Genomic DNA, 18,501 nt, shown 5'->3' with positions numbered 1-18,501 from the left:
CTCAGGATGGGACCGCCCGGGCCGGCCGGTGACCGCTGCCGGCCCGCAGGTCGGCGGCGAGCGCGTCGAGCCACACCTCCATGTCGCTCAGCAGCGACAGGACCCCGGGCGGCGCCCCCGCGGCGAGGGACGGCGGCGGTGACGGCCGGACGCTGACGCCGCCCGGAGGGAAGCCGGCCGCCCTGACGGCGGCCGCCTCCACCTCCGAGGTGACGTCCCGCAGCCAGTTCCGGGCGGCGCCGGGCAGCTCGCGCACCTGGTCCGTCCGGGGCAGCCAGTGGGCGCCGACCAGCACACGTGAGCCGAAGTTGAGCGCCGCGAGGTAGTCGGGCTCGTGCTCGGCCGGGGGCGCGGCGGGCTCCGTGCGGTACTGCGCGTACGCGCCCTCCGCGATGCGCAGCCGGTGCCGGGTCAGCACAACGGCCTGATCGGCCCCGTCGCCGGGTCGGCCGGGGCCGCCGCACCCGGTAGCGGCGTCGGCGGTGGCCCGCACCAGGGGCGCGGCGGCGCGCAGCAGAGCGGCCATACTGCGCCGTGTCTCGGCGCGGGCCCCGAAAGGCCAGGCGAGGACACCGCACAGCAGTCCCACCGCGCTGCCGGTCAGCACGTCGACGACGCGCAGCTCCGCGAGCCGCCACGTCACCGGCGCGATCTGCGCGAACGCCACCGACACCACCAGGGTGAACAGCCCCTGCGCCCACGCCGGTCCCTCCAGCGGGCCCACGGTGAAGGCGACCAGCATCACCGGCACGAGCAGGGCGGCGTACACCTCGGTGGCGCCGCCCGCCTCGACCAGGAGCAGTCCGGCGGCGAGCGCACCGGCCAGCGTGCCCGCGACGGCCGCGCGGACGGCGGACCAGGTGGCGCCCGCCGTGGTGCGCCCCAGGGTCAGCACGGCCAGCAGCACCCAGAAGCCGTGCGCCAGGTCGAGCGAGCCCGCCACCAGCCGGGCGAGGGCGAGTCCGAGCGCGGTGCGCAAGGCGTTCTGGAAGACGACCGAGCGCGGCGTGAGATTGCCGGTGAGCCGGGCGAGGAACAGGCGGGGCGTCGAGGTACCGGCGTACCAGAACTGCTCGCGTGGCAGTCCGTGCAGAGGTCGGCGGCCGCCGAACGCCAGGCCGACGGCGGCGCTCACGGTCACGGCCGACACCGCGATCGTCAGCACCGTCGACTGCCGGCGCAGCACCTCGTGCGGGCGACGGGCGCGCCCCTCCGGGTCCGCGTCGCGCGAGACCAGGAACTGGGCGATCATCTCCTCGATCAGCTCGGGCCCCGCCCCCGGGCCTTTGCGGCGCAGCGAGCCGGCCGTCTCGCGGCAGGCTGCCGCGATGCCCCGCAGCAGTTCCTGCGAGGCCGTGTCCACCCGGGCGGCGGGCATCCGGGCAAGGGCGGCCATTTGGTCCACGAGGCGTCGGGTCGCGGAACCCGCCTGGGCCAGCGCACGGTCCCGTCTGCCCGCTCCCGTCGGGCGCGCCCCCGGTGGCAGCCGGGAGAAGCGCAGCTCCCGGCCCGCCGACCGCAGCCGCACGGCCGCTCCGGGCCCGGGACCTCCGCCGCGTGCCGGCGAGTCGGCGGAGCGGGCCGCGAGATCCAGAACGTCGGCGATCCGGCCGCGGTAGGACGGGTCCGGCGGATCCGGGAACACCGTCGCCTCGCACAGGACGAGCAGCACGCCGCCCGCGGCGATCCCGGTCAGCCGCTGAGGCAGGGTGTGCGGGGCGAACGGGGGAAAGCAGGCGAGGATGTAGAACAGCAGCAGCCCGGGCGCGGTCCCGGCCGCCCGGGGGCCGCACACCGCGCCGAACGTCAGCGCGAACCCGACGAGCAGCATGCCCGCCACGGCCGGCCAGGTGCCCACGGCGAGGGCGGTGCCCAGGGAGGCGAGCGCCGCTGCGGCCGGCAGGGCGCGGACCACGGTCCCGGCGCGGCGGCGCCCGGATCCCGGCACCGGCGACAGAACGCCGAACGCGATCGGCGTGAACAGGGCGTAGACGGCGGTCACGGGCTGATCGAGAAGGTACGCGGCCGGATAGAACCCGGCCGCCGCGGCGATCGTCACACGTGCCGCGCGACGGCCGGCCCCGACGGATTCGGCGAGCGAGGGCCGCTCGGACATGAGCGCTCCTCTCCGCGCGCCCCCCGGGGATCGTCGGCAGCTTCAGTGTCGCGCGGCCGTGACGTCCCCGCAGACGGGGCCGCTCGTCGATGGCCCGGGCCCACGCGCGGAACACAGCTGGAGCGCGGGGCCCGGTCGCGGCCGGAGCCCGGGGCCCCTGCCGGGTGGCGTCGCGGAGCGGCGCGAGGGCCGCGTCCCCTGCGGTCGCCGCCGGTGTCAGTCGTTCAGCAGGGTCTGGCGCGGTGCGCGGAGGTAGGTCTCCCGGTAGAGCGAGGCGAAGCGGCCCGGGTGGAAGAACCCCCAGCGGGCCGCGACATCGGTGACCGTCGTGCCGGTCCGGGGGTCGGCGGCCAGCAGTTCCCGGTGGGCGTGCGCGAGGCGGACCTGGCGCAACCGGGCGAGCGGAGTGCACTCCAGGTGCCGTCGGAAGGCGTACTGGAGCGCGCGGACGGTGACGTGCGCGGCCGCCGCGATGTCGGCGACGGTGATCGGCTCGTCGGCGTGGTCGTCGATGTAGGCCAGCGCCCGACGCAGGGTGTCCGGATGCGAGTCGCGGCGATCGGCGGCCGTGGGGTCCGTCAGCGCCGTGTTGGGGAACGTGGTCAGCACGCTCGCGGCCAGATGCTGGGCGGCGGTGGACACCACGAGCGGCTGGTCCGCCACCGCGGGCACGGCCAGCACGTGGTCGCGGACGTAGCCGATGGCCTCGCGCAGCTGGCCGGCCGCGGCGGGCGAGTGCGGGCGGTGCCCCGTCAGCCGCACCGGCTCGGCCGAGGGGGTCGCCGCGGTGGCGGCCACCTGCGTGAGCAGAGCCGGGTCCAGCAGGGTGATGGTGTAGCGGGCGTGGCAGACCCGGCCCGCGTAGGACTGCGTCGGCGGCACGAAGGACACCACGTCCCCGGGGCCGAAGGAGTCCTCGACCCCCTGGTACACGTGATCCTGGATCGTGCCCTCGTGGACCACGCACAGGCATATCCGGCCCAGCGGGGTGACGGCGTAGCTCATGTCGAAGTCGAGATCGAGCTCGTCGACGGTGATCGGGCCGAGGCCGGTGCGGCTGATCCGGGTCCGGCTCGTCTCGGGGGTGCTGCTGCCGATGCGCATCTTCGCGTAGGCGCGACTGAGGAAGTCCTCGGTCCGGTCCAGGTCGTCGCTGTCGAATGTGAGCGTGTGCATGCCTTCGGCATCTCCTCGCCCTGGATCGTTGTTCTCCGACAAGCGTACGTCTGCCCCACATTTCCTCCACGAAGCCTTTTGGTATCCCTGGGACCGGGTCTTCTTTCGTTGTGCGGCCGGTCGCCCCTGCTTCTTTTTCGTTTACGGGATCGCGGCCGGGGGCCTGGCCGTGCAGGGTGGATGGCGATTGCGCGGCGTTCTGGGCCGCGCAGGCTGTGCACCGGCGGCTCTCGGGGGCGGAAGGAACGAAGGCGACCTCGTATGTCAGACAACGACGAACTCGTCCAGAGGGTCGCCGCCCTCGAGCAGGAGGTGGACCAGCTCCGCCAGGCCCTTGCCTCGCGCGCCGACATCGATCAGGCGATCGGGGTGATGTCGGCGGTGTGCCGGCTGCGGCCCGAGGACAGCTGGGACGTGCTCAAGCAGGTCTCCCAGCACACCAACATCAAGCTGCGCGAGGTCGCCCAGCACGTCATGCGGTGGGTGGTGAACGGTCGTCTGCCCGAAGACGTCCGGCCCGCGATGCGCGCCGCGGTGCTCAGGACCCGGCACCGGGGCCGGCCCGGCGCCCCGACCGGCCCCACTGCGCTCGAGCGCGACGCCGCACTCGACCGGGACGCGGAATCCGCGGCTCGGCGGTCGGCCGCCCAGGAGGCGTGAGCGGCGGCGCGGTGACCGGTCTGCCGACCGGGCGCGGTCGTGCGGGCGTGCCCGGTCTCTGACATCCTCGACGTCCTCGGCCGTGTCCGTCCGGCGACCGACGACCGGCGACCGACGACCGGCGACCGACGACCGGCGTCCGCCGTCCGGCGACGGCCGAGCGGATGCCGTACGGGGAGGCGGGGGAGCAGTGGGCGAACGAGAGGCCGTCGCGGCGGCCCGGACCGCGCTGGTGGTGCGACGCCGGCCCGAGGGCCCGCCCGGGGCGGCGGTCCTGGTCCTGCACGGCGGCCGGGAGCACGGCCGGGAGCCGTCGCGGACCTGGCATCTGGCCGCCCTGCGGATGCGCCCGGTGCTCCGGGCCGCCCTCGCCGCCACGGACCGCCGGGACGTGCTGCTCGGCGAGGTGCGGTACCGCTACCGCGGCTGGAACGCGAGCGCCGACCCGGTGGCCGACGCCGTTCGCGCCCTCGACGAGCTGCGGGCGCTGGCGGGTGAGGTGCCCGTGACCCTGGTGGGCCACTCGATGGGCGGCCGGGCGGCGCTGCGGGCGGCCGCCGACCCGTCGGTGCGCGCGGTGCTCGCCCTGGCGCCGTGGTGTCCGCCCGGCGAACCCGTCGCCCACCTCGACGGGACGAGCGTCGTCGTCCTGCACGGCGACCACGACCGGGTGACCGATCCCGGGGAGTCCGCGCAGTACGTCCGCCGGGCCCGGCAGGCCAGGGCGAGGGCCGGCCTCGTGCTCGTGCGCGGCGGCGACCACGCGATGCTGCGGCGGGGCGGCGACTGGCATCGCGCCACCGCCTCGATCGTCGCCCAACTGCTGCGCCCGGAGCCGGATTTCGATGGGCTCGCGGGCAAGGCGTGCGCTGCGGAGGGCCCTTTGGCGTGGTGACCCGGCACGAAGGCGCGCTCTGCCGCGGACCGTTCGGGGCCCCTCGGTGTCGCCCCACAGCGCCGCATCGGGGACAATACGATGATGTCGCCGCCCGTGGCTGTGTTGCCGAGCCGTCAGGCGGCGTCATGCAAGCGCCGGTTCGCCCCGTCGGATCGTCGGCCGTGTCCCAAGCCAGTCCTGCCGCGTCGGCCCGCCCGACCGTCCACGAAAGCAGAGCTCCCGGTGATTTCCGTCTTCGACGACACTCCGATCTACCACCGTCTCGTCACCGAACGCGGTGACGTGCCCGCCGATGTGCGCGGCGAGGCGGAACGCATCAAGCGCGACCTGGACCGGGTCATGAGCGCCCCGTCCTCCTTCTCCCAGGGCGGCCTGCCCGCCCCGCAGCGGTCGTTCTTCTCCTGATCCTGAGGACGCGGCGGGAACGAGCCGGGCACAGCCGCGAAGGAGGGCGATCCCCTCGTGCGGCCGGCGGCTCACTCGGCGGTGGCGACGCCGACGCCGACGGCGATGAACAGCCATCGCGTCGTGCGCTCCCCACGGCGCCGCCGGACAGGGCGGTCCAGCAGTGAACGCAGCCGCGCGGCGACGCGCACGAACACCAGCCAGTAGACGACTCCGACGGCGAGGTCGAGTGCGCCGAGGAGGAGGACCTCCTCCGTGGGCGAGCCCCCGTGGCGACGGCCGCTGCCGACGTCCGTAGGCGCGTCGGGCCGTGCGTCCGGTCCCGTTGCGGCGGTGGCCGGGGCGTCGCGGTCGGCGGCGCGGCGACCGTCGAGCAGAACCCGCACACCCGGACAGACGAGGTGGGCGGCCCCCGCGAGTTCGACGGCGGTGAAGGCGGGCGCCGATCCCGCGGCGATCACCGGCAGACCCAGGGCCGCGGCGCACATGTGGACGTACAACCCCGCCCGGGCGCCCAGCGCTGCCGCCCTGCCGAGCGCGGCCCGCCGGGCGGCGGCCCTGACGATCACCAGGAAGTCCGGCCCGGGAACGACGTACGCCGGCAGCACCACGCCCAGGAAACCCGCCAGATCCACCGACGCCGGTCCACTCCCTCCCGTGCGGCCCGGGCGGGCCCACTCCCGGCCTACCGTCTTCCATCCTCGCGCCCGGTCGTACGGACCGGCCCTGGCGACCGGTCCCGGCGGCGCGAGGGGGCGCCTCAGTCCCCGCTCGCCCCCTCGCGCAGGTGCGCCGCACTGCCGTCGGCCCGTCCGCCCGCGCCCAGCAGCCCGGTGGGGCGGAACGGCTCGGCCGACTCCAGCCGGGGCAGCTCACGGCGGGACACCCGCAGCACGAGGGGCGGCAGCGCGGCCCGCACCCCCTGCACCAGCCGCAGCCAGGCGGGGACGTAGACGGCGGTACGGCGGCGTTCGACGGCCGTGGCGAGCCGCCTCGCCATGAACTCGGGCGGATACACGCGCCGGGCCGGGGCCGGCATGTGGGCGCGCAGCTCACGCAGGACCGCATGACGGTCGGCGTCGCGGATCATGTCGGTGTCGGCCCAGTTCAGGTAGGCGACTCCGACGGCCACACCGTGCTGGACCACTTCGGCGCGCAGCGTGTGCGCGAAGGCCTCCACCCCGGCCTTCGACACGCAGTAGGCGCTCATCAGGGGAGCGGCGCCCATGGAGGCCAGGGAGGCGATCTGAAGGTAATAGCCGGCCGTGGTCACCAGGTCCGGCAGGAAGGCGCGCGCCGTCAGCGCGCTGCCCACGACGTTGACGTCGATCACCCGCCGCCAGCGGTCCATGTCCGCCAGGGCGAACGGTCCGCCTTCGGCGACGCCCGCGTTGGCGACGACGACGGAGGGCGGTCCGAGCCGCGAGCGCACGACCGCGGCGGCCCGCTCGAGAGCCTCGCCGTCGGTGACGTCGGCCTCCAGGGCGAGCGCGGGGCCGGGCAGCGACGCGGCCAGGGCCCGCAGCGCCGGTTCCTCGTGGCCGATCAGAGCCAGCCGCGCACCGCGCCGCGCGAACTCCCGCGCCTGCGCCGCGCCCAGCCCGCGCGCCGCTCCGGTGACCACGACGGTGCGGTCTTTGAGGGGACTGTCATGCACGAGCTGCTCCGTTCCTCGACGGCGGTGACACCGGATCAGCCGGCGGACGGCTTCCTCGCCCCGGTGCGGTCGCGACGGGCCAGCACCCGCTGCACGTACGTCCTGCCCGGCGGGAGGTGACGGCGCAGCGCCGCGCGGGCCGCGTTGGCCCCCGGCGCGCCGTGGACGCCGCCGCCGGGGTGGGCGCCGGCGGAGGCCAGGAACAGTCCGCGCACGGCCGTCTCGGGGCGCCCGCTGCCGGCCAGGGGGCGGAAGAAGAGCTGCTGGTGGAGTGCCGTGGTACCGCCGTTGATCGCGCCGCCGTGCAGATTGGCGTCGAGGGACTGCAGCGTGGGCGGTGCGAGAACGCGCCGGGCCCGGATCAGGGACCGGAAGCCGGGCGCGAATCGTTCGACCTGGCGTTCGACCCGGTCGGCCATGACCTCCTGCTCCGTCGCGTCCCAGGCGCCGGTCAGTCCCTCGTCGCCGGCGTCCCCCGCCACGTCCTGGGGCACGTGGGTGTAGGCCCAGGCCGACTCGGTGCCCGCGGGGGAGCGCACGGGATCGGTCGTGGTCATCTGGCCGAACAGCGCGAAGGGACGGTCGGGAACCTGGTGCATGGCGATCTGGGCCGCGAAGCGGGTGAGTTCGTCGAGGCCGTCGGCCAGGTGCACGGTGCCGGCGCGCCGGGCCGCCTCGGCCTGCCAGGGCACGGGTCCGTCCAGCGCCCAGTCGACCTTGAACGTCGCGAAGTCCCAGTGGAAACGCCTCAGGTCGGCCGACAGCTGCGCCGGCAGGTCCTCCGGGTCCACAAGCGTGCCGTACAGCGCGGGGACCGACACGTCGGCCAGCACGGCGCGGCGTGCGACGACCGGCTCGCCGTCCGCGGTGCGCACCCCGACGGCCCGGCCGTCGCGGACGACGATCCGGCCGACCCGCTGCCCGCAGCGCAGGGTGCCGCCGCGTGAGCGCAGCCGCCGGACCAGGGCGGCCGTCAGGGCTCCGGAGCCGCCGGTCGGCGCGGGAAAGCCGTAGCTCTGCCCGAGCATGGACATCAGCCAGCCGAAACCCCCGCTGCCGGCGGCCTCCGGAGCGAGATCGGCGTGCAGGGCGTTGCCGGCCAGGAGCAGCCGGCCGCCCTGACCGCCGAACTCCTCCTCGCCCATCCGGCGCACCGGCAGGATCAGCGTGCGGGCCATGCGCAGTCCGCCGGCCCCGCGCAGCCGGGCCGCGAGCCGTGCCGTCGCCCGCAGCGGCGGGAAGGGGGTGAACAGGGCGTCGACGATGTCCGGGCGCAGCTGCTCCCACACCTCGTGCAGCCGGCGCCAGGCCGCTCCGTCGCCGGGCTCGAAGGCGTCGAGGGAGTCTGCGGTGACGTCGATCCGGCGGTCGAGGAGCGCGCAGCTGCCGTCGGTGAGGGGATGGGCCAGGACGCTGGGCGCATGGCTCCAGCGCAGCCCGTGCTCGTGCAGACGCAGTCCGGACAGCACCGGCGAGGAGACGGCCAGCGGGTAGAAGGAGCTGAAGAGGTCGTTGACGAACTCGGGGTCGACGGACCGGTCGTGACGCACCGCGCCCCCGGGCTCGGGCTGCTCTTCGAGGACTTCCACGCTCCAGCCGGCGTCCGCCAGCAGATTGGCCGCGACCAGTCCGTTCGGCCCGGCTCCGATCACCACCGCGTCAGGCATCGGCCCCTCCCTCGGCGCGCACGGACGTCACGGCGGCGGCCGTCACCGCCGCGGGGGCCGGCCGGCCCGCGCCGGCCGTGGCACGGGCCCCGGACTCGCGCAGCCTCGCCGGCCGGGCGGGCATCGGCCGGTGACGGATCCGGATCAGCGCATCCACGTCCGCGCAGGCGTTGTGCGGCAGCCCGCCGAGGAGCGACCACACGGTTCTCGGGCGCGCCCTGACCAGTCGGTGCCGAACCGCCACCTGTGCCTCCTGCGATCGCCGCGGACGGGTTCGCCAAGTGCCCATATCGCCGACGGTCAACCCTGCCGAGCCGGCCGGGCGTGCGAGGGCGGGCGTGGCGGGCGCGGGACGTGGCGGACGGAAGGCGTGGCGGACGCAGGGCGCACGCAGGGCGCACCGGACGGGCGGCGGGGTTCGCGGCGGGCCCGATGTCAGTGCCGTGATGAAGGATGCCCCAGGTGAGATCAACTTCGGCTCGTCCGGGTAGTCGGTCTCATGTCCCCGTCCAGGAAAGGTCACCGACGATGCCCCTCACCGCCGACCAGCCGCAGGTCCTCGACGTACGTCCCGCCGCGCGCCGCCACCTGCGTGAGGAGAGGACGGCGCCCGGTGCGCCGGGCCCCATCGTCGCGGTCGTGGCCGGGGTGCCGCGCCCCCGCGAGGCACGGCGTTCGCCCCTGCCCGCCGCGTCGCCCCGCCGCCCCGGGACCGACGTGCTGCGCATCGTCTCCGATCCGCGCACGCCCGTGTTCGTGACCGAGCACGCCAACGGACGCCGCGTGTACGGCTACTGGCGGCCGCTGGACGCCGAGAGCGGGCGCGGAGGCTGCTACGTCGCTCTGTCCGCCGCCGAGTGCGACGAGTTGTACGCGGCCGGCCGGATCATGCTCGGCGAGCCGGTCGCGGATCCGACGAAGACGACCTACCGGGTCCGTCCGGCCCGCACCCCGGCCGCAGCCGCCCGCGCCGCGTCCGTGCCGGCGCCCGTGCGGCCGGCCGGGGTACGGCGACGGGCGGCGTGACGGGCCTGATCGCCGGGAGCGGCCTGATCGGCCCGTACCGGGGTAGCCGGATGCGCAGAAGAGGTCAGGACTCGGACGGACAACGGGAGCACGACGATGAGCGTCATCCAGCGCATCAAGGACTTCGCCAGGAGCCCTCAGGGGCGGCGCACGGTGGAGCAGGTGCGTCGCACCGCGGCCGACCCGCGCCGTCGTGCCCAGGCGCGCGGCCTGCTGGCCCGGCTGCGCACCCGGCGCTGACCGAACCTCACGGACCGACCGCCCGCCGCCCGTCGCCCCACGGGGGCGGGCGGCCGTCGCGCATGGACAACCGGACGTCGATCGGGTGTCCGTAGGGGGCAGGAGGAATGCCGACGGCGGCGGCCGTCGCACCCCCACGGCAGGGGAACGCGGGCGTCGGTCGCCGCCGTCGATCTCATGGCACCGGACTCCTCCCGAGGCGGCGCGCCAGGGCGCCGGTCGTGTCAGGAGACGGTGGCGGGCGGGCTGAAGCAGGCCGTGATGGTCTTGCCGTGCGGGCACGGGTGCGCCTCCCAGCTGTCGGCCAGCGCGTCGACGAGGAACATGCCCCGTCCTCCGTCCCGGTCGGTGCTGGGCTGCCGGGGAGCGGGCAGTTCGGCCGAGGCGTCGTGAACCGCGATGTGCAGACAGCGGCTGTCCCACGTCATCACGAGCTGCGCGTCGCTGCGGGCGTGCCGGTGGGCGTTGGTGACCAGTTCGGAGACGGTCAGCAGTACGGCGTCCACCGTCTCCGGAGCCGTGTCGGCCCAGCCGAGGGTGTCGAGGTGCTCGCGGGCCCAGTCCCGGGCCGCCTTCACCGTGCACTCCATGGGCAGAGAGCGGGCCCATCCGACTGCCCGCAACGCTGATCGATCCATCCTGATCCCTCCCGGGAAACCGTCGCCACCGGCCCGTCGTGTACCCCGGAACGCCGAGGTGACGCGGTGCGTACGACGACCCACCCGATGGCGTGAAGATCGCACCCCGCCCCGGACCCGTCCAGGTGTGCGTTCCGGACTTCCGCGGGCATGGTGGAGCCATGATCGCGCTCGCCCTGCTCTTCGCCGTCCTGGGCGCGGCCAGCAACGCGGTGGGCACGGCGTTCCAGCGCAAGGCCGCCTCCACGGTGCCCCGGGGTGGCGGCGTACGGCTGCTGCGCGCCCTCGCGCGGCGGCCCGCCTGGGCCGTCGGCATCGCCGGCGTCGTGGGCGCCGCGTTGTTCCAGGCCCTGGCCCTGGTCAACGGACCCATCGCGCTGGTGCAGCCCGTGTTCATCCTCGAACTTCCCTTCGCCCTGCTGGTGGCGGTACCCCTGCTGCACCGGCGGCTGTCGGCCGAGGCCTGGCAGGCGGTCGGGGCGGTGGTGGGCGGCCTCGCCCTGCTGCTGGCCTCGGCGGCCCCGCACGGAACCCGGCACCAGGCGGCCATGGACCGCTGGATCCCGGCACTGGCGCTCGCCCTGGGGGCGATGGCCACGGCGGTCGTGCTCACGCGCTCCTCCTCGTCCCCGCTGTTCCGGTCCGCCGCGCTGGCCTCGGCCGCGGCGGTCGGCAACGCCCTGACCGCCGCCCTGATGAAATCGGCCACCGGACGCCTCTCCGACGACGGTCTGCCGGCCTTCTTCGGCGCCTGGCAGGCCTACGGCTTCGCCCTCACCGGCGTCGCCGCGCTGCTGCTGCTGGAGAACGCGCTGCAGGCCGGGCCCCTCACCGCCTCGCAGCCCGCACTGACCATCGGCAACGCGACGGTGAGCCTGCTGCTGGGCGTCGCGCTGTTCGAGGAGGAGATCCGGGCCGGCTGGTGGCTGCTGCCCGAGGCGATCGGCGCCCTGATCATCGTGTGGGGCGTGCTGCGGCTGACCCGCGTGGTGCCCCACCTGGCCGACGTCGTGCACTGAGGCCCGGGACCCGGCCGCCCGACGGCGGTGGGACGCCGGCCCCGCGCCGTGCGTGTCCGGTGCTCGCGGGAGCCCGGGTCGGGGATGGTGGAGGGATGGAGGAGCAGCGCGGTCTGTGGGCGGCCGGGGAGGCCTACGACCGGTACATGGGCCGGTGGAGCCGTCAGGTCGCGGACGGGTTCGTGGCGTGGCTCGGCGCCGGGGACGGTCTGCGCTGGCTGGACGTGGGGTGCGGGACGGGAGCGCTGGCCGCCGCGGTGGCGGCCCGATGCCGGCCGGCGGCCGTCCTCGGGCTGGACCGTTCCGCGCCGTTCGTGGCCGTTGCCCGCGCGGCCGCCCCCGCTCCGGTGCGCTTCGCGGTGGCGGACGCGCTGGCGCTGCCGGTACGGGACGGGGTGTGCGACGCGGCCGTCAGCGGTCTGGCGCTCAACTTCCTTCCCGCGCCGGGTGCCGCGGTGGCCGAGGCGGTTCGGGTCGTACGGCCGGGAGGGCTGGTCGCGGCGTACGTGTGGGACTACGCCGAGGGCATGACGTTCCTACGGCGCTTCTGGGACGCGGCGGTCGCCTCGGATCCCGCCGCGGCCGCCCTGGACGAGGGGCGTCGCTTCCCGGTGTGCCGGCCGGAACCGCTGCGGGAGCTGTGGACGCTGGCCGGACTGGTCGAGGTGAGGGTCGCCCCCGTCGAGACGACCACCGTCTTCGCCGGATTCGCGGATCTGTGGGAGCCGTTCCTGGGCGGTCAGGGACCCGCCCCCGGCTATGTCGCCGCCCTCGCCCCCGCCGCGCGCGACCGGTTGCGCGCGGCACTGGCCGAGGCCGTGCCGGTGCGGCCGGGCGGGACGATCGAGTTCACCGCCCGGGCCTGGGCGGTGCGGGGACGGCGGCCGTGAGCCGACTCGCAGCCGTCCGCCGGGACGCCTTCCGAACCGACGTGCGAGGGGACGACGGCGGGCAAGGCGCCCGGTCAGTCGTTGTGGGCCACCGCCTCGCCCGGTCATTCCGGGTGGGCCAGCGCCTCCTTCTGCAACTGGACCGCCGCCAGCAGACTCAGCTTCGGCTCGGCCCGGCGCAGCGCCTTCACCGCCGAGATCGAGGAGACGTCGCCCGTGAAGCCGACGTCGGCCAGCCGTGCCCGGACCCAGCGGGCCCGCAGCTGGGTCTCGGTGGCGGCGGCGGTGGCCCCGACGAGCGCCATGGCGCGCTCCAGTCCCGGCCGCTCCTCCACGGAAGCCTCGGCCAGCGCCTCGCGCAACGCCGCCGTGAGCACGTCCGCGTCCCGGACGAGCAGCACGAAGTTGTGTTTCTTGTTGAGTCCCGCGATCCCTGTCATGTGGATCATCGTGTCTCCCATATTCCTTGGCTGCCAAGCGACTTGAGGAGCCTCAGAGGCTTCGTGCGCATCGGGGGGCGACCTGGGGCGCACTGCGGGGTAGGCGGGAGGAACTGGACCGACGAAGGGAATGTCATGACGACCTACGTGATCACCGTGCCCGGCACCTTCACCACCGGGATCGAGGACGAGGCGCGCACGCGGCTTAGCCAGGCCCTGCGCCCCGCCGATCCGCACCACACGCGGATGGGCAGCGCGCAGGACCTCGATCCCCTCACCGTGAACGAGGACGACACGTTCACCATCCGGCTCGCCGTCGAGGCGGACAGCGTCCCGCACGCGGAGGAGGACGCCCGCAGGCTCGCGGACTCCGCCCTGCACGCCGCGGGTCTCGACGAGAACAGCGCGCCGCTGGGGCCGGCGGTGATCACGGGCATCGACTCCGAGATGTGAGCCGCCGGCGGCGGCCGCCCTTGGGTCAGCGGCCGCCCCGCCCGTGTGCCAGACGCTGCCACACCGCACCCGCCATGGCTTCCTCCCCCTTGGCGTTGGGATGTGCGGGAGCGGCGGGGGAGGCGGGCTGCAGGGGTTCGATCCACCGGTCCGCCGGGGGCTTGCACATGTCGTGGCCGATGGTGGGACCGTAGGTGTCGACGTACTCCGCACGGTTCCAGCGGGCCACCAGACGCAGCATCAGATTGAGGCGCTTGCCGGTGTCCCGCAGGTAGGGGAAGTCCCCGGCCGCGAAAGGCACCGAGGGCGCGCAGCCGCTGCCGTCGTCGGGCAGGAGGTCGGGATATCCGACGACGAGGACCCGGGCGTGCGGGGCCCGGTCGTGCACGGCCCGCAGCACCTGAGCGATCTTGGGCGCGGTCCTGGCGATCGTCACGGTGAGCTGGTCGACGCCCGAAGCGCCGTAGTGGCGCCGGCACGGATCACCGGCCGGGTCCTGAGAGGCCACCTGGGCGCAGGTGGCGATGATGGAGCCGAAGCCGATGTCGTTGCCGCCGATCTGGACGGTCACGACGTCGCTGTGGCGGCTCACCGCGTCGAGCTGGGGCCCGTTGGTCCCCTGCGGCTTCCACATGTGCTCGGTCGTCGCCCCGCCGCAACTGACGTCCTTGAACGCGGTGGACCGCAGGCGCCCGGCCACGATCGAGGGGTAGTTGCGGTCGGACCGGGCGCAGTTGGCGTCGACCTGCCGGGGAATGTACGGCCCGGAGGTGTAGGAGTCGCCGAGCGCCACGTACCGGCCCCCGCCGCCGGTCCCGTGCGCCGCCACGGGTGCGGCGGAGGCGGCGACGAGAGCACAACCCCCCAGTGCCGCAAGGAAAGTGACGCCTTTTCGGCGGTGACCGCCCGCTCTCCCCGTGCCTGCTTCGCGTTGCATCGAGTTCCTCCCCCTCGTGGCCGGTGTGCCGCCGGCGACGCCGTCCCGTGCGGCCGTCGTGGCGTTCGACTGGGCTTGTATACCGCCGGGTAGCCGGGCGGTGCCAGACTCGGGAGGGAACGTGTTTCGCCGCCGAGGGGAGCACGCGCCCGGCTCCGGTGACCGGGACACCTGCGACTCGTGGAGCGAAACGACATGCCAGAGGGATGGCAGTGGGACGGCACCCTGTTCCGCGGAAGCGCGGCCCACTACGAGCGCGGCCGGCTTCCGTACGCTCCGGGCTTCGCCGGCACGCTGGCCACGGCCCTGGGCCTGGACGGCCGGGGCCGCCTCCTCGACGTCGGCTGCGGCCCGGGCACCGTGCTGCTCTCGATGGCGCGCTTCTTCCACGAGGCGGTCGGCGTCGACCCCGACGAGGACATGCTCGCCGAGGCCCGGCGGCTGGCGGAGCGCCGCGGGGTGGGCAACACCCGTCTGGTCGCCGCGCGCGCCGAGGAACTGCCCGCGGGGCTGGGGGAGTTCCGGGTGGCGGTGTTCGCCCAGTCCTTCCACTGGATGGACCGCGAACGGGTCGCGGCGACCGTGCTGGAGATGCTGGAGCCGGGCGGCGCTCTCGTCCACATGGGCGAACTCGGGAATCCGCCGGCCGAACCGGCGCCGCCGTCGCCCGCGCCTCCCTACGACGAGGTCGGTGAACTGGTGCGGCGGTATCTGGGGCCGGTGCGCCGGGCGGGGAAGGGAAGGCTCGTCCACGGCACGCCGAACGGGGAGGGCGTCGTCATCGCCCGGGCCGGCTTCGAGCGATTCCGCCGGCTCGTCGTCCCGGCCGGGGAGGTGGTCGAGCGCACCGCGGACGACCTCGTCGCCTGGGCGTTCTCCCGGTCCGACTCCGCACCCCACCTGTTCGGCGACAGGCTGGGGGACTTCGAGCGTGACCTGAGGGCGCTGCTGCGGCGAGCGGCGCCCGACGGCCGCTTCGCGGAGCGTCTTCCGGCCACCGAGATCATGACCTGGCGGAAGCCGCCGGCGAGCTGACGCCTGCTCGGAGTCGCACCGCGCCCGGCCGACCGGCGCGGCCCAGGGGCCGCGTAACACTTCGGCAGCCGCGCGAGCGGGCCGGGCTCGACGTCTCGACGTACGCACCGAGGGCGGGCCGCACGCCGCGCCGCACCGGGCCGCTGTCACCGAGCACCGGACGACCGGCGCCCGCGGCTCCCCCGGCCCACGGGCGCGCGGGGTCAGGCCGTCATGGCATCGCGTACGAGTGCGGTGTCGACGAACTGCTCGAAGCGGACGATCCGGCCGCCGCGGACGAGGAAGTGGTGCGCCACGCGGACCGCCAGCGGTTTTCCGGTCGCCTTGTTGGCGGCGGTGTAGCGGGCGAGGACGACGACGTTCTCGCCGTCGACGACGTAACGGTCGTCGTGGGCGGTCCAGTCGTCCCAGTCCTCGGCGAGCTTCTCCATCACGTTGGCGGTGACGCCGTCCGGTGTGCGGTAGGTGCCCGCCAGGGGGAAGCCCGCCATCTCGGTCCACTCGACGTCGGGGGCGAGCGTGCCGCGCAGGGCCTCCAGATCGCCGGCGGCGGAGGCGAGGTACTGCCGGCGGACGACGTCGGCGGGGGCGTCGGAGGCGGTGAAGCCGGTGCTCGGTGTGTTCATGGTCGTCAGCCCCAGGTCATTTCGCCCTTGGCGACCTTCGCACCGATCTGTGCGGCGATCTGCATGCCGTGGTCGGGGTAGCGCCGGACGAGGGCGTCGGTGAGCGCGGCTCCGTCGGCGGCCTTGCCGAGCTCTTCCTCGAAGGCGGTCAGGTAGTCGCGCGTGGCTGTGATGGCGGACGCGTCCGCCGGGGCGCCGGGGAGGCGGTGGCCGGGAACGACCAGCAGCGGCTGGAGGGCGGTCATCCCGTCCAGCAGGTCGATCCACGCGGCCCGCTGCTCGGACGTGGGCGTGTCGGCGACCCAGACGTGTTCCTGCTGGAACAGCAGGACGCCGCCGAGGAGGGCGCGCTGCTCGGCCTGCCACAGGTAGTGGCGGTCGGGCAACAGCGCGCCGCCGCCCCTGAGTTCGAAGCGGTGGCCTTCCAGGTCAAGGGCGTCGCCGGTCAGCGGCTCGACGGCGACCAGGCGGGTCGGCAGGTTGGCCCCGAGCGCCTCCCACGCCTTGAGCTTGCCCTCGTACGAGTGCCGGATGTGCTCGATGACGTGGTCGGTGGCGACGAACCGGGCGTCGGGGAAGGCGTCGGCGAGGACTTCGGCGCCGAAGTAGAAGTCGGGGTCGCCGTGGCTGATGAAGACGGTGGTCAGCTTCTTGCCGGCGTCGAGGATCTCGGCGGCCAGTCGATGGCCGTCGGCGCGGGTGAAGCCGGCGTCCACGAGCAGGGCGTCGGTCTCGCCGGTGACGAGCGTGGCGGTCTTGTTCTTGACGCCGGCGGGGAAGTCGAGGTCGAGGACCTTGAAGGTGAGCGTGCTCATGAGTGTTCCTTCGCTGCGGGCCGTTTCATCTGACAGAACAGTAGCTGACTAGTCAGATATTTCCACGGACTCGTGCGCTGCGCCACACACGTGCGGCTCACCTCGGCAGAGCAGGGGGAATCCCCCGGCGCAGGTCAGGGGAGGCGGGGGAGGACATCCCGGGCGGAGTGGCTGAGGATGCGGAGGTCGCGGGTGAACTGCTCCAGGTCCTCGGCGGGCAGCGGCGCGACGAAGTACCGCTCGATGTTCTCCAGGTGCACCTGGGCGGCGCGCACGGTCGTCTCCTCGCCCACGGGTGTGAGCCGCACCAGCTTCGCGCGCCGGTCGTCGGGGGACTCGGCGCGCGCCACGAGCCCGGCCGCCTCCATGCGGTCCACCAGCCGGGTGGCGCCGCCCGTGGTGAGCACCTGTTCCTGGGCGATGGCCCGCATCGACAGCCCCGGCGAGCCCGCACGTCCGAGGATCAGCAGCACCTCGAACATCAGATGGCTGATCCCGCACTCCTCCTCCAGGGCTCGGCCCAGGATGTACTCCAGCCGGTTGGCCGCCCCCTGCAGACGTCCGAACGCCAGGATCAGCCCGTGGTCCGCGGCCTCTTTCGCCGTCCCGATCCCCGCCTGCTCGCTCACGGTCTCGCCGCCCCTCTCGCCGTCCCGGACATCACCGTACCGATCATGCCCGTGCGGGGCAGGGCGACGGCGGGCAGGGTCCGCGCGTGCGACCGACGGCCGATCCGGGCGGGATCGCGCCCGGATCGGAGGGGCGCGCAGTGCCCGCGGCCGTCATGGCGACGGGGCGGCCGCCCCGGTCGGTCGTCCGGCGTCGGTCCGGGCCTCCAGAGCCCGCACCACGGCCGCCATGTCCTCGCCGCCGTACCCCTGTTCGACCGTTTCGCCGTAGAGGGCGTGGCACACGTCGAGGAGCGGGGAGGCCAGATCGGCCTTGCGGGCGGCCTCCGCGATGAGCCGGTTGTTCTTCAGGACGTCCGCGGCGGCCGCCTGGACGCTGAAGTCCCGGGACAGCAGCTTGGGCCCCTTGCCCCGGGATACGGCGCTGGCCATCGGGCCCGCGTCCAGGACCTCCCGGAGCAGGCCCCGGTCGAGCCCGTGCCGGTCGGCGAAGTGGAACGCCTCGGCCAGCCCCGTGACCAGGGTGATCAGGAACAGGTTGACCGAGAACTTCATCAGCAGGGCGCCCGGGACCTGGCCGCAGTCGAAGGACTCCCGGCACATGGGGGCGATCAGCGGCCGAACGGCCGCCACGGCGTCCTCGTCGCCCGCCAGCATCCCGACCAGTTCGCCCTGCTCGGCCGGGATGCGGGACCCCGAGACCGGGGCCTCGACGTATCGGCCGCCCGCCGCCCGGACGTCGTGCTGCAGGCCGGCCGAGTACTCGGCGGACGTGGTGCCCATGTGGACGACGGTGCGTCCGCGGACGCGGGCGGCGAAAGCGGGCGTGCCCCGCCCCGACACGCCGTCGACGGCGGCCTCGTCGGCCAGCATCAGGATCACGGTCCGGGCCCGGTGGAAGACCTCGGCGGGGTCCGTCGCGACCTGGGCGCCCGCGGCGCGCAGCGGCTCGCACCGGCCGGGGGTGCGGTTCCACACGACGAGAGGCGTCCCTGCGCGGGCGAGGCGGAGGGCCATGGGCTGCCCCATGACCCCGAGCCCGACGAAACCGACGTGCACGACACACCGTCCCTTCCGGCTCGCGGCGCAGCGAGCCGGCGCCGCCGCCGACGCCTCACCGGCTATGACAGCGGTCATAGTAGTCCACTGTGCGGCTACGGTTGAGAAGACTGCA

Annotated in this window: 22 protein-coding genes; 9 read left to right on the top strand and 13 right to left on the bottom strand. The window is 74.7% G+C overall.

Features of this window, described 5'->3' with window-relative positions; translation table 11 throughout:
• Position 1: 1 nt before the first annotated feature.
• Complete coding sequence (locus ACZ7DE_RS30945; protein WP_470766928.1) at positions 2-2,116, bottom strand: FUSC family protein; 2,115 nt, start codon at positions 2,114-2,116, stop codon at positions 2-4.
• Between the two features lie 216 nt (positions 2,117-2,332).
• Positions 2,333-3,292, bottom strand: a complete 960-nt coding sequence (locus ACZ7DE_RS30940; RefSeq protein ID WP_470766926.1) for a helix-turn-helix domain-containing protein — start codon at positions 3,290-3,292, stop codon at positions 2,333-2,335.
• A 261-nt stretch (positions 3,293-3,553) separates the two neighbouring features.
• On the opposite strand from ACZ7DE_RS30940, the gene ACZ7DE_RS30935 reads away from it, so the two are divergent.
• The 3 genes from ACZ7DE_RS30935 (at position 3,554) to ACZ7DE_RS30925 (ending at position 5,255) form a co-directional block, all read left to right on the top strand.
• Positions 3,554-3,952 (top strand): ANTAR domain-containing protein, encoded by a 399-nt coding sequence (locus ACZ7DE_RS30935; RefSeq protein WP_470766924.1) that lies wholly within the window; start codon positions 3,554-3,556, stop codon positions 3,950-3,952.
• Between the two features lie 190 nt (positions 3,953-4,142).
• Positions 4,143-4,847, top strand: a complete 705-nt coding sequence (locus ACZ7DE_RS30930) for an alpha/beta fold hydrolase (RefSeq protein WP_470766922.1) — start codon at positions 4,143-4,145, stop codon at positions 4,845-4,847.
• 225 nt (positions 4,848-5,072) lie between these two features.
• Positions 5,073-5,255 carry a hypothetical protein gene (locus ACZ7DE_RS30925; RefSeq protein WP_470766919.1) on the top strand — a complete coding sequence of 61 codons (183 nt, stop codon included), beginning with the start codon at positions 5,073-5,075 and terminating at the stop codon, positions 5,253-5,255.
• 71 nt (positions 5,256-5,326) lie between these two features.
• Here the strand turns inward: ACZ7DE_RS30925 and ACZ7DE_RS30920 are convergent, their stop codons facing one another.
• The 4 genes from ACZ7DE_RS30920 to ACZ7DE_RS30905 form a co-directional block, all read right to left on the bottom strand.
• Positions 5,327-5,890: a LysE family transporter gene (locus ACZ7DE_RS30920; RefSeq protein ID WP_470766917.1), complete on the bottom strand. Its 564-nt coding sequence runs from the start codon at positions 5,888-5,890 to the stop codon at positions 5,327-5,329.
• A gap of 125 nt (positions 5,891-6,015) precedes the next feature.
• Complete coding sequence (locus ACZ7DE_RS30915) at positions 6,016-6,912, bottom strand: SDR family oxidoreductase (protein ID WP_470766915.1); 897 nt, start codon at positions 6,910-6,912, stop codon at positions 6,016-6,018.
• 35 nt (positions 6,913-6,947) lie between these two features.
• Positions 6,948-8,579, bottom strand: coding sequence for a phytoene desaturase family protein (locus ACZ7DE_RS30910; RefSeq protein ID WP_470766913.1), 1,632 nt, complete (start codon positions 8,577-8,579; stop codon positions 6,948-6,950).
• The gene (locus tag ACZ7DE_RS30905; protein WP_470766911.1) at positions 8,572-8,823 is read right to left on the bottom strand and encodes a hypothetical protein; all 252 of its coding nucleotides are present in this window, start codon (positions 8,821-8,823) and stop codon (positions 8,572-8,574) included. Before ACZ7DE_RS30905 ends, ACZ7DE_RS30910 begins: the two co-directional genes overlap by 8 nt.
• Before the next feature lie 284 nt (positions 8,824-9,107).
• Here ACZ7DE_RS30905 and ACZ7DE_RS30900 point away from each other — a divergent pair, with 284 nt between their 5' ends.
• Positions 9,108-9,605 (top strand): hypothetical protein, encoded by a 498-nt coding sequence (locus ACZ7DE_RS30900; protein WP_470766909.1) that lies wholly within the window; start codon positions 9,108-9,110, stop codon positions 9,603-9,605.
• A gap of 96 nt (positions 9,606-9,701) precedes the next feature.
• Positions 9,702-9,845, top strand: coding sequence for a hypothetical protein (locus ACZ7DE_RS30895; RefSeq protein WP_470766908.1), 144 nt, complete (start codon positions 9,702-9,704; stop codon positions 9,843-9,845).
• Positions 9,846-10,069: 224 nt separating this feature from the next.
• Here ACZ7DE_RS30895 and ACZ7DE_RS30890 read toward each other — a convergent pair whose 3' ends face one another.
• On the bottom strand, positions 10,070-10,435 hold the full coding sequence (locus tag ACZ7DE_RS30890; protein WP_470766907.1) for an ATP-binding protein: 366 nt from the start codon (positions 10,433-10,435) through the stop codon (positions 10,070-10,072).
• Between the two features lie 209 nt (positions 10,436-10,644).
• Here ACZ7DE_RS30890 and ACZ7DE_RS30885 point away from each other — a divergent pair, with 209 nt between their 5' ends.
• On the top strand, positions 10,645-11,502 hold the full coding sequence (locus ACZ7DE_RS30885) for a DMT family transporter (RefSeq protein ID WP_470766906.1): 858 nt from the start codon (positions 10,645-10,647) through the stop codon (positions 11,500-11,502).
• Positions 11,503-11,597: 95 nt separating this feature from the next.
• Complete coding sequence (locus ACZ7DE_RS30880) at positions 11,598-12,392, top strand: class I SAM-dependent methyltransferase (RefSeq protein ID WP_470766904.1); 795 nt, start codon at positions 11,598-11,600, stop codon at positions 12,390-12,392.
• A gap of 104 nt (positions 12,393-12,496) precedes the next feature.
• Here ACZ7DE_RS30880 and ACZ7DE_RS30875 read toward each other — a convergent pair whose 3' ends face one another.
• On the bottom strand, positions 12,497-12,832 hold the full coding sequence (locus ACZ7DE_RS30875) for a hypothetical protein (protein ID WP_470766903.1): 336 nt from the start codon (positions 12,830-12,832) through the stop codon (positions 12,497-12,499).
• A gap of 135 nt (positions 12,833-12,967) precedes the next feature.
• On the opposite strand from ACZ7DE_RS30875, the gene ACZ7DE_RS30870 reads away from it, so the two are divergent.
• Positions 12,968-13,285, top strand: a complete 318-nt coding sequence (locus ACZ7DE_RS30870) for a hypothetical protein (protein WP_470766901.1) — start codon at positions 12,968-12,970, stop codon at positions 13,283-13,285.
• A gap of 25 nt (positions 13,286-13,310) precedes the next feature.
• On the opposite strand, the gene ACZ7DE_RS30865 is transcribed toward ACZ7DE_RS30870, so the two are convergent.
• Positions 13,311-14,222: an SGNH/GDSL hydrolase family protein gene (locus ACZ7DE_RS30865; RefSeq protein WP_470766900.1), complete on the bottom strand. Its 912-nt coding sequence runs from the start codon at positions 14,220-14,222 to the stop codon at positions 13,311-13,313.
• 195 nt (positions 14,223-14,417) lie between these two features.
• Between ACZ7DE_RS30865 and ACZ7DE_RS30860 the strand changes: the two genes are divergently transcribed.
• Complete coding sequence (locus ACZ7DE_RS30860) at positions 14,418-15,257, top strand: class I SAM-dependent methyltransferase (RefSeq protein WP_470766898.1); 840 nt, start codon at positions 14,418-14,420, stop codon at positions 15,255-15,257.
• 203 nt (positions 15,258-15,460) lie between these two features.
• Here ACZ7DE_RS30860 and ACZ7DE_RS30855 read toward each other — a convergent pair whose 3' ends face one another.
• The 4 genes from ACZ7DE_RS30855 to ACZ7DE_RS30840 all read right to left on the bottom strand — a co-directional run bounded on the left by ACZ7DE_RS30855 (position 15,461) and on the right by ACZ7DE_RS30840 (position 18,386).
• Positions 15,461-15,883, bottom strand: a complete 423-nt coding sequence (locus ACZ7DE_RS30855; protein WP_470766896.1) for a nuclear transport factor 2 family protein — start codon at positions 15,881-15,883, stop codon at positions 15,461-15,463.
• Positions 15,884-15,888: 5 nt separating this feature from the next.
• Positions 15,889-16,698 (bottom strand): MBL fold metallo-hydrolase, encoded by an 810-nt coding sequence (locus ACZ7DE_RS30850; RefSeq protein ID WP_470766894.1) that lies wholly within the window; start codon positions 16,696-16,698, stop codon positions 15,889-15,891.
• 134 nt (positions 16,699-16,832) lie between these two features.
• On the bottom strand, positions 16,833-17,327 hold the full coding sequence (locus ACZ7DE_RS30845) for a MarR family winged helix-turn-helix transcriptional regulator (RefSeq protein ID WP_470766892.1): 495 nt from the start codon (positions 17,325-17,327) through the stop codon (positions 16,833-16,835).
• A gap of 153 nt (positions 17,328-17,480) precedes the next feature.
• The gene (locus tag ACZ7DE_RS30840) at positions 17,481-18,386 is read right to left on the bottom strand and encodes an NAD(P)-dependent oxidoreductase (RefSeq protein WP_470767087.1); all 906 of its coding nucleotides are present in this window, start codon (positions 18,384-18,386) and stop codon (positions 17,481-17,483) included.
• Positions 18,387-18,501: the final 115 nt, after the last annotated feature.

Source organism: Streptomyces sp. NPDC037083, from assembly GCF_055606485.1.
Note: the sequence above shows the minus strand (reverse complement) of the source record. Positions and strands in the feature narration are given on the sequence as shown.

Bases quoted from the DNA above. Each gene is read 5' to 3' on its own strand.
- ACZ7DE_RS30945 (WP_470766928.1), bottom strand. From the start codon at position 2,116: ATGTCCGAGCGGCCCTCGCTCGCCGAATCCGTCGGGGCCGGCCGTCGC.
- ACZ7DE_RS30940 (WP_470766926.1), bottom strand. From the start codon at position 3,292: ATGCACACGCTCACATTCGACAGCGACGACCTGGACCGGACCGAGGAC.
- ACZ7DE_RS30935 (WP_470766924.1), top strand. From the start codon at position 3,554: ATGTCAGACAACGACGAACTCGTCCAGAGGGTCGCCGCCCTCGAGCAG.
- ACZ7DE_RS30910 (WP_470766913.1), bottom strand. From the start codon at position 8,579: ATGCCTGACGCGGTGGTGATCGGAGCCGGGCCGAACGGACTGGTCGCG.
- ACZ7DE_RS30900 (WP_470766909.1), top strand. From the start codon at position 9,108: ATGCCCCTCACCGCCGACCAGCCGCAGGTCCTCGACGTACGTCCCGCC.
- ACZ7DE_RS30895 (WP_470766908.1), top strand. From the start codon at position 9,702: ATGAGCGTCATCCAGCGCATCAAGGACTTCGCCAGGAGCCCTCAGGGG.
- ACZ7DE_RS30890 (WP_470766907.1), bottom strand. From the start codon at position 10,435: ATGGAGTGCACGGTGAAGGCGGCCCGGGACTGGGCCCGCGAGCACCTC.
- ACZ7DE_RS30885 (WP_470766906.1), top strand. From the start codon at position 10,645: ATGATCGCGCTCGCCCTGCTCTTCGCCGTCCTGGGCGCGGCCAGCAAC.
- ACZ7DE_RS30880 (WP_470766904.1), top strand. From the start codon at position 11,598: ATGGAGGAGCAGCGCGGTCTGTGGGCGGCCGGGGAGGCCTACGACCGG.
- ACZ7DE_RS30875 (WP_470766903.1), bottom strand. From the start codon at position 12,832: ATGACAGGGATCGCGGGACTCAACAAGAAACACAACTTCGTGCTGCTC.
- ACZ7DE_RS30870 (WP_470766901.1), top strand. From the start codon at position 12,968: ATGACGACCTACGTGATCACCGTGCCCGGCACCTTCACCACCGGGATC.
- ACZ7DE_RS30865 (WP_470766900.1), bottom strand. From the start codon at position 14,222: ATGCAACGCGAAGCAGGCACGGGGAGAGCGGGCGGTCACCGCCGAAAA.
- ACZ7DE_RS30860 (WP_470766898.1), top strand. From the start codon at position 14,418: ATGCCAGAGGGATGGCAGTGGGACGGCACCCTGTTCCGCGGAAGCGCG.
- ACZ7DE_RS30855 (WP_470766896.1), bottom strand. From the start codon at position 15,883: ATGAACACACCGAGCACCGGCTTCACCGCCTCCGACGCCCCCGCCGAC.
- ACZ7DE_RS30850 (WP_470766894.1), bottom strand. From the start codon at position 16,698: ATGAGCACGCTCACCTTCAAGGTCCTCGACCTCGACTTCCCCGCCGGC.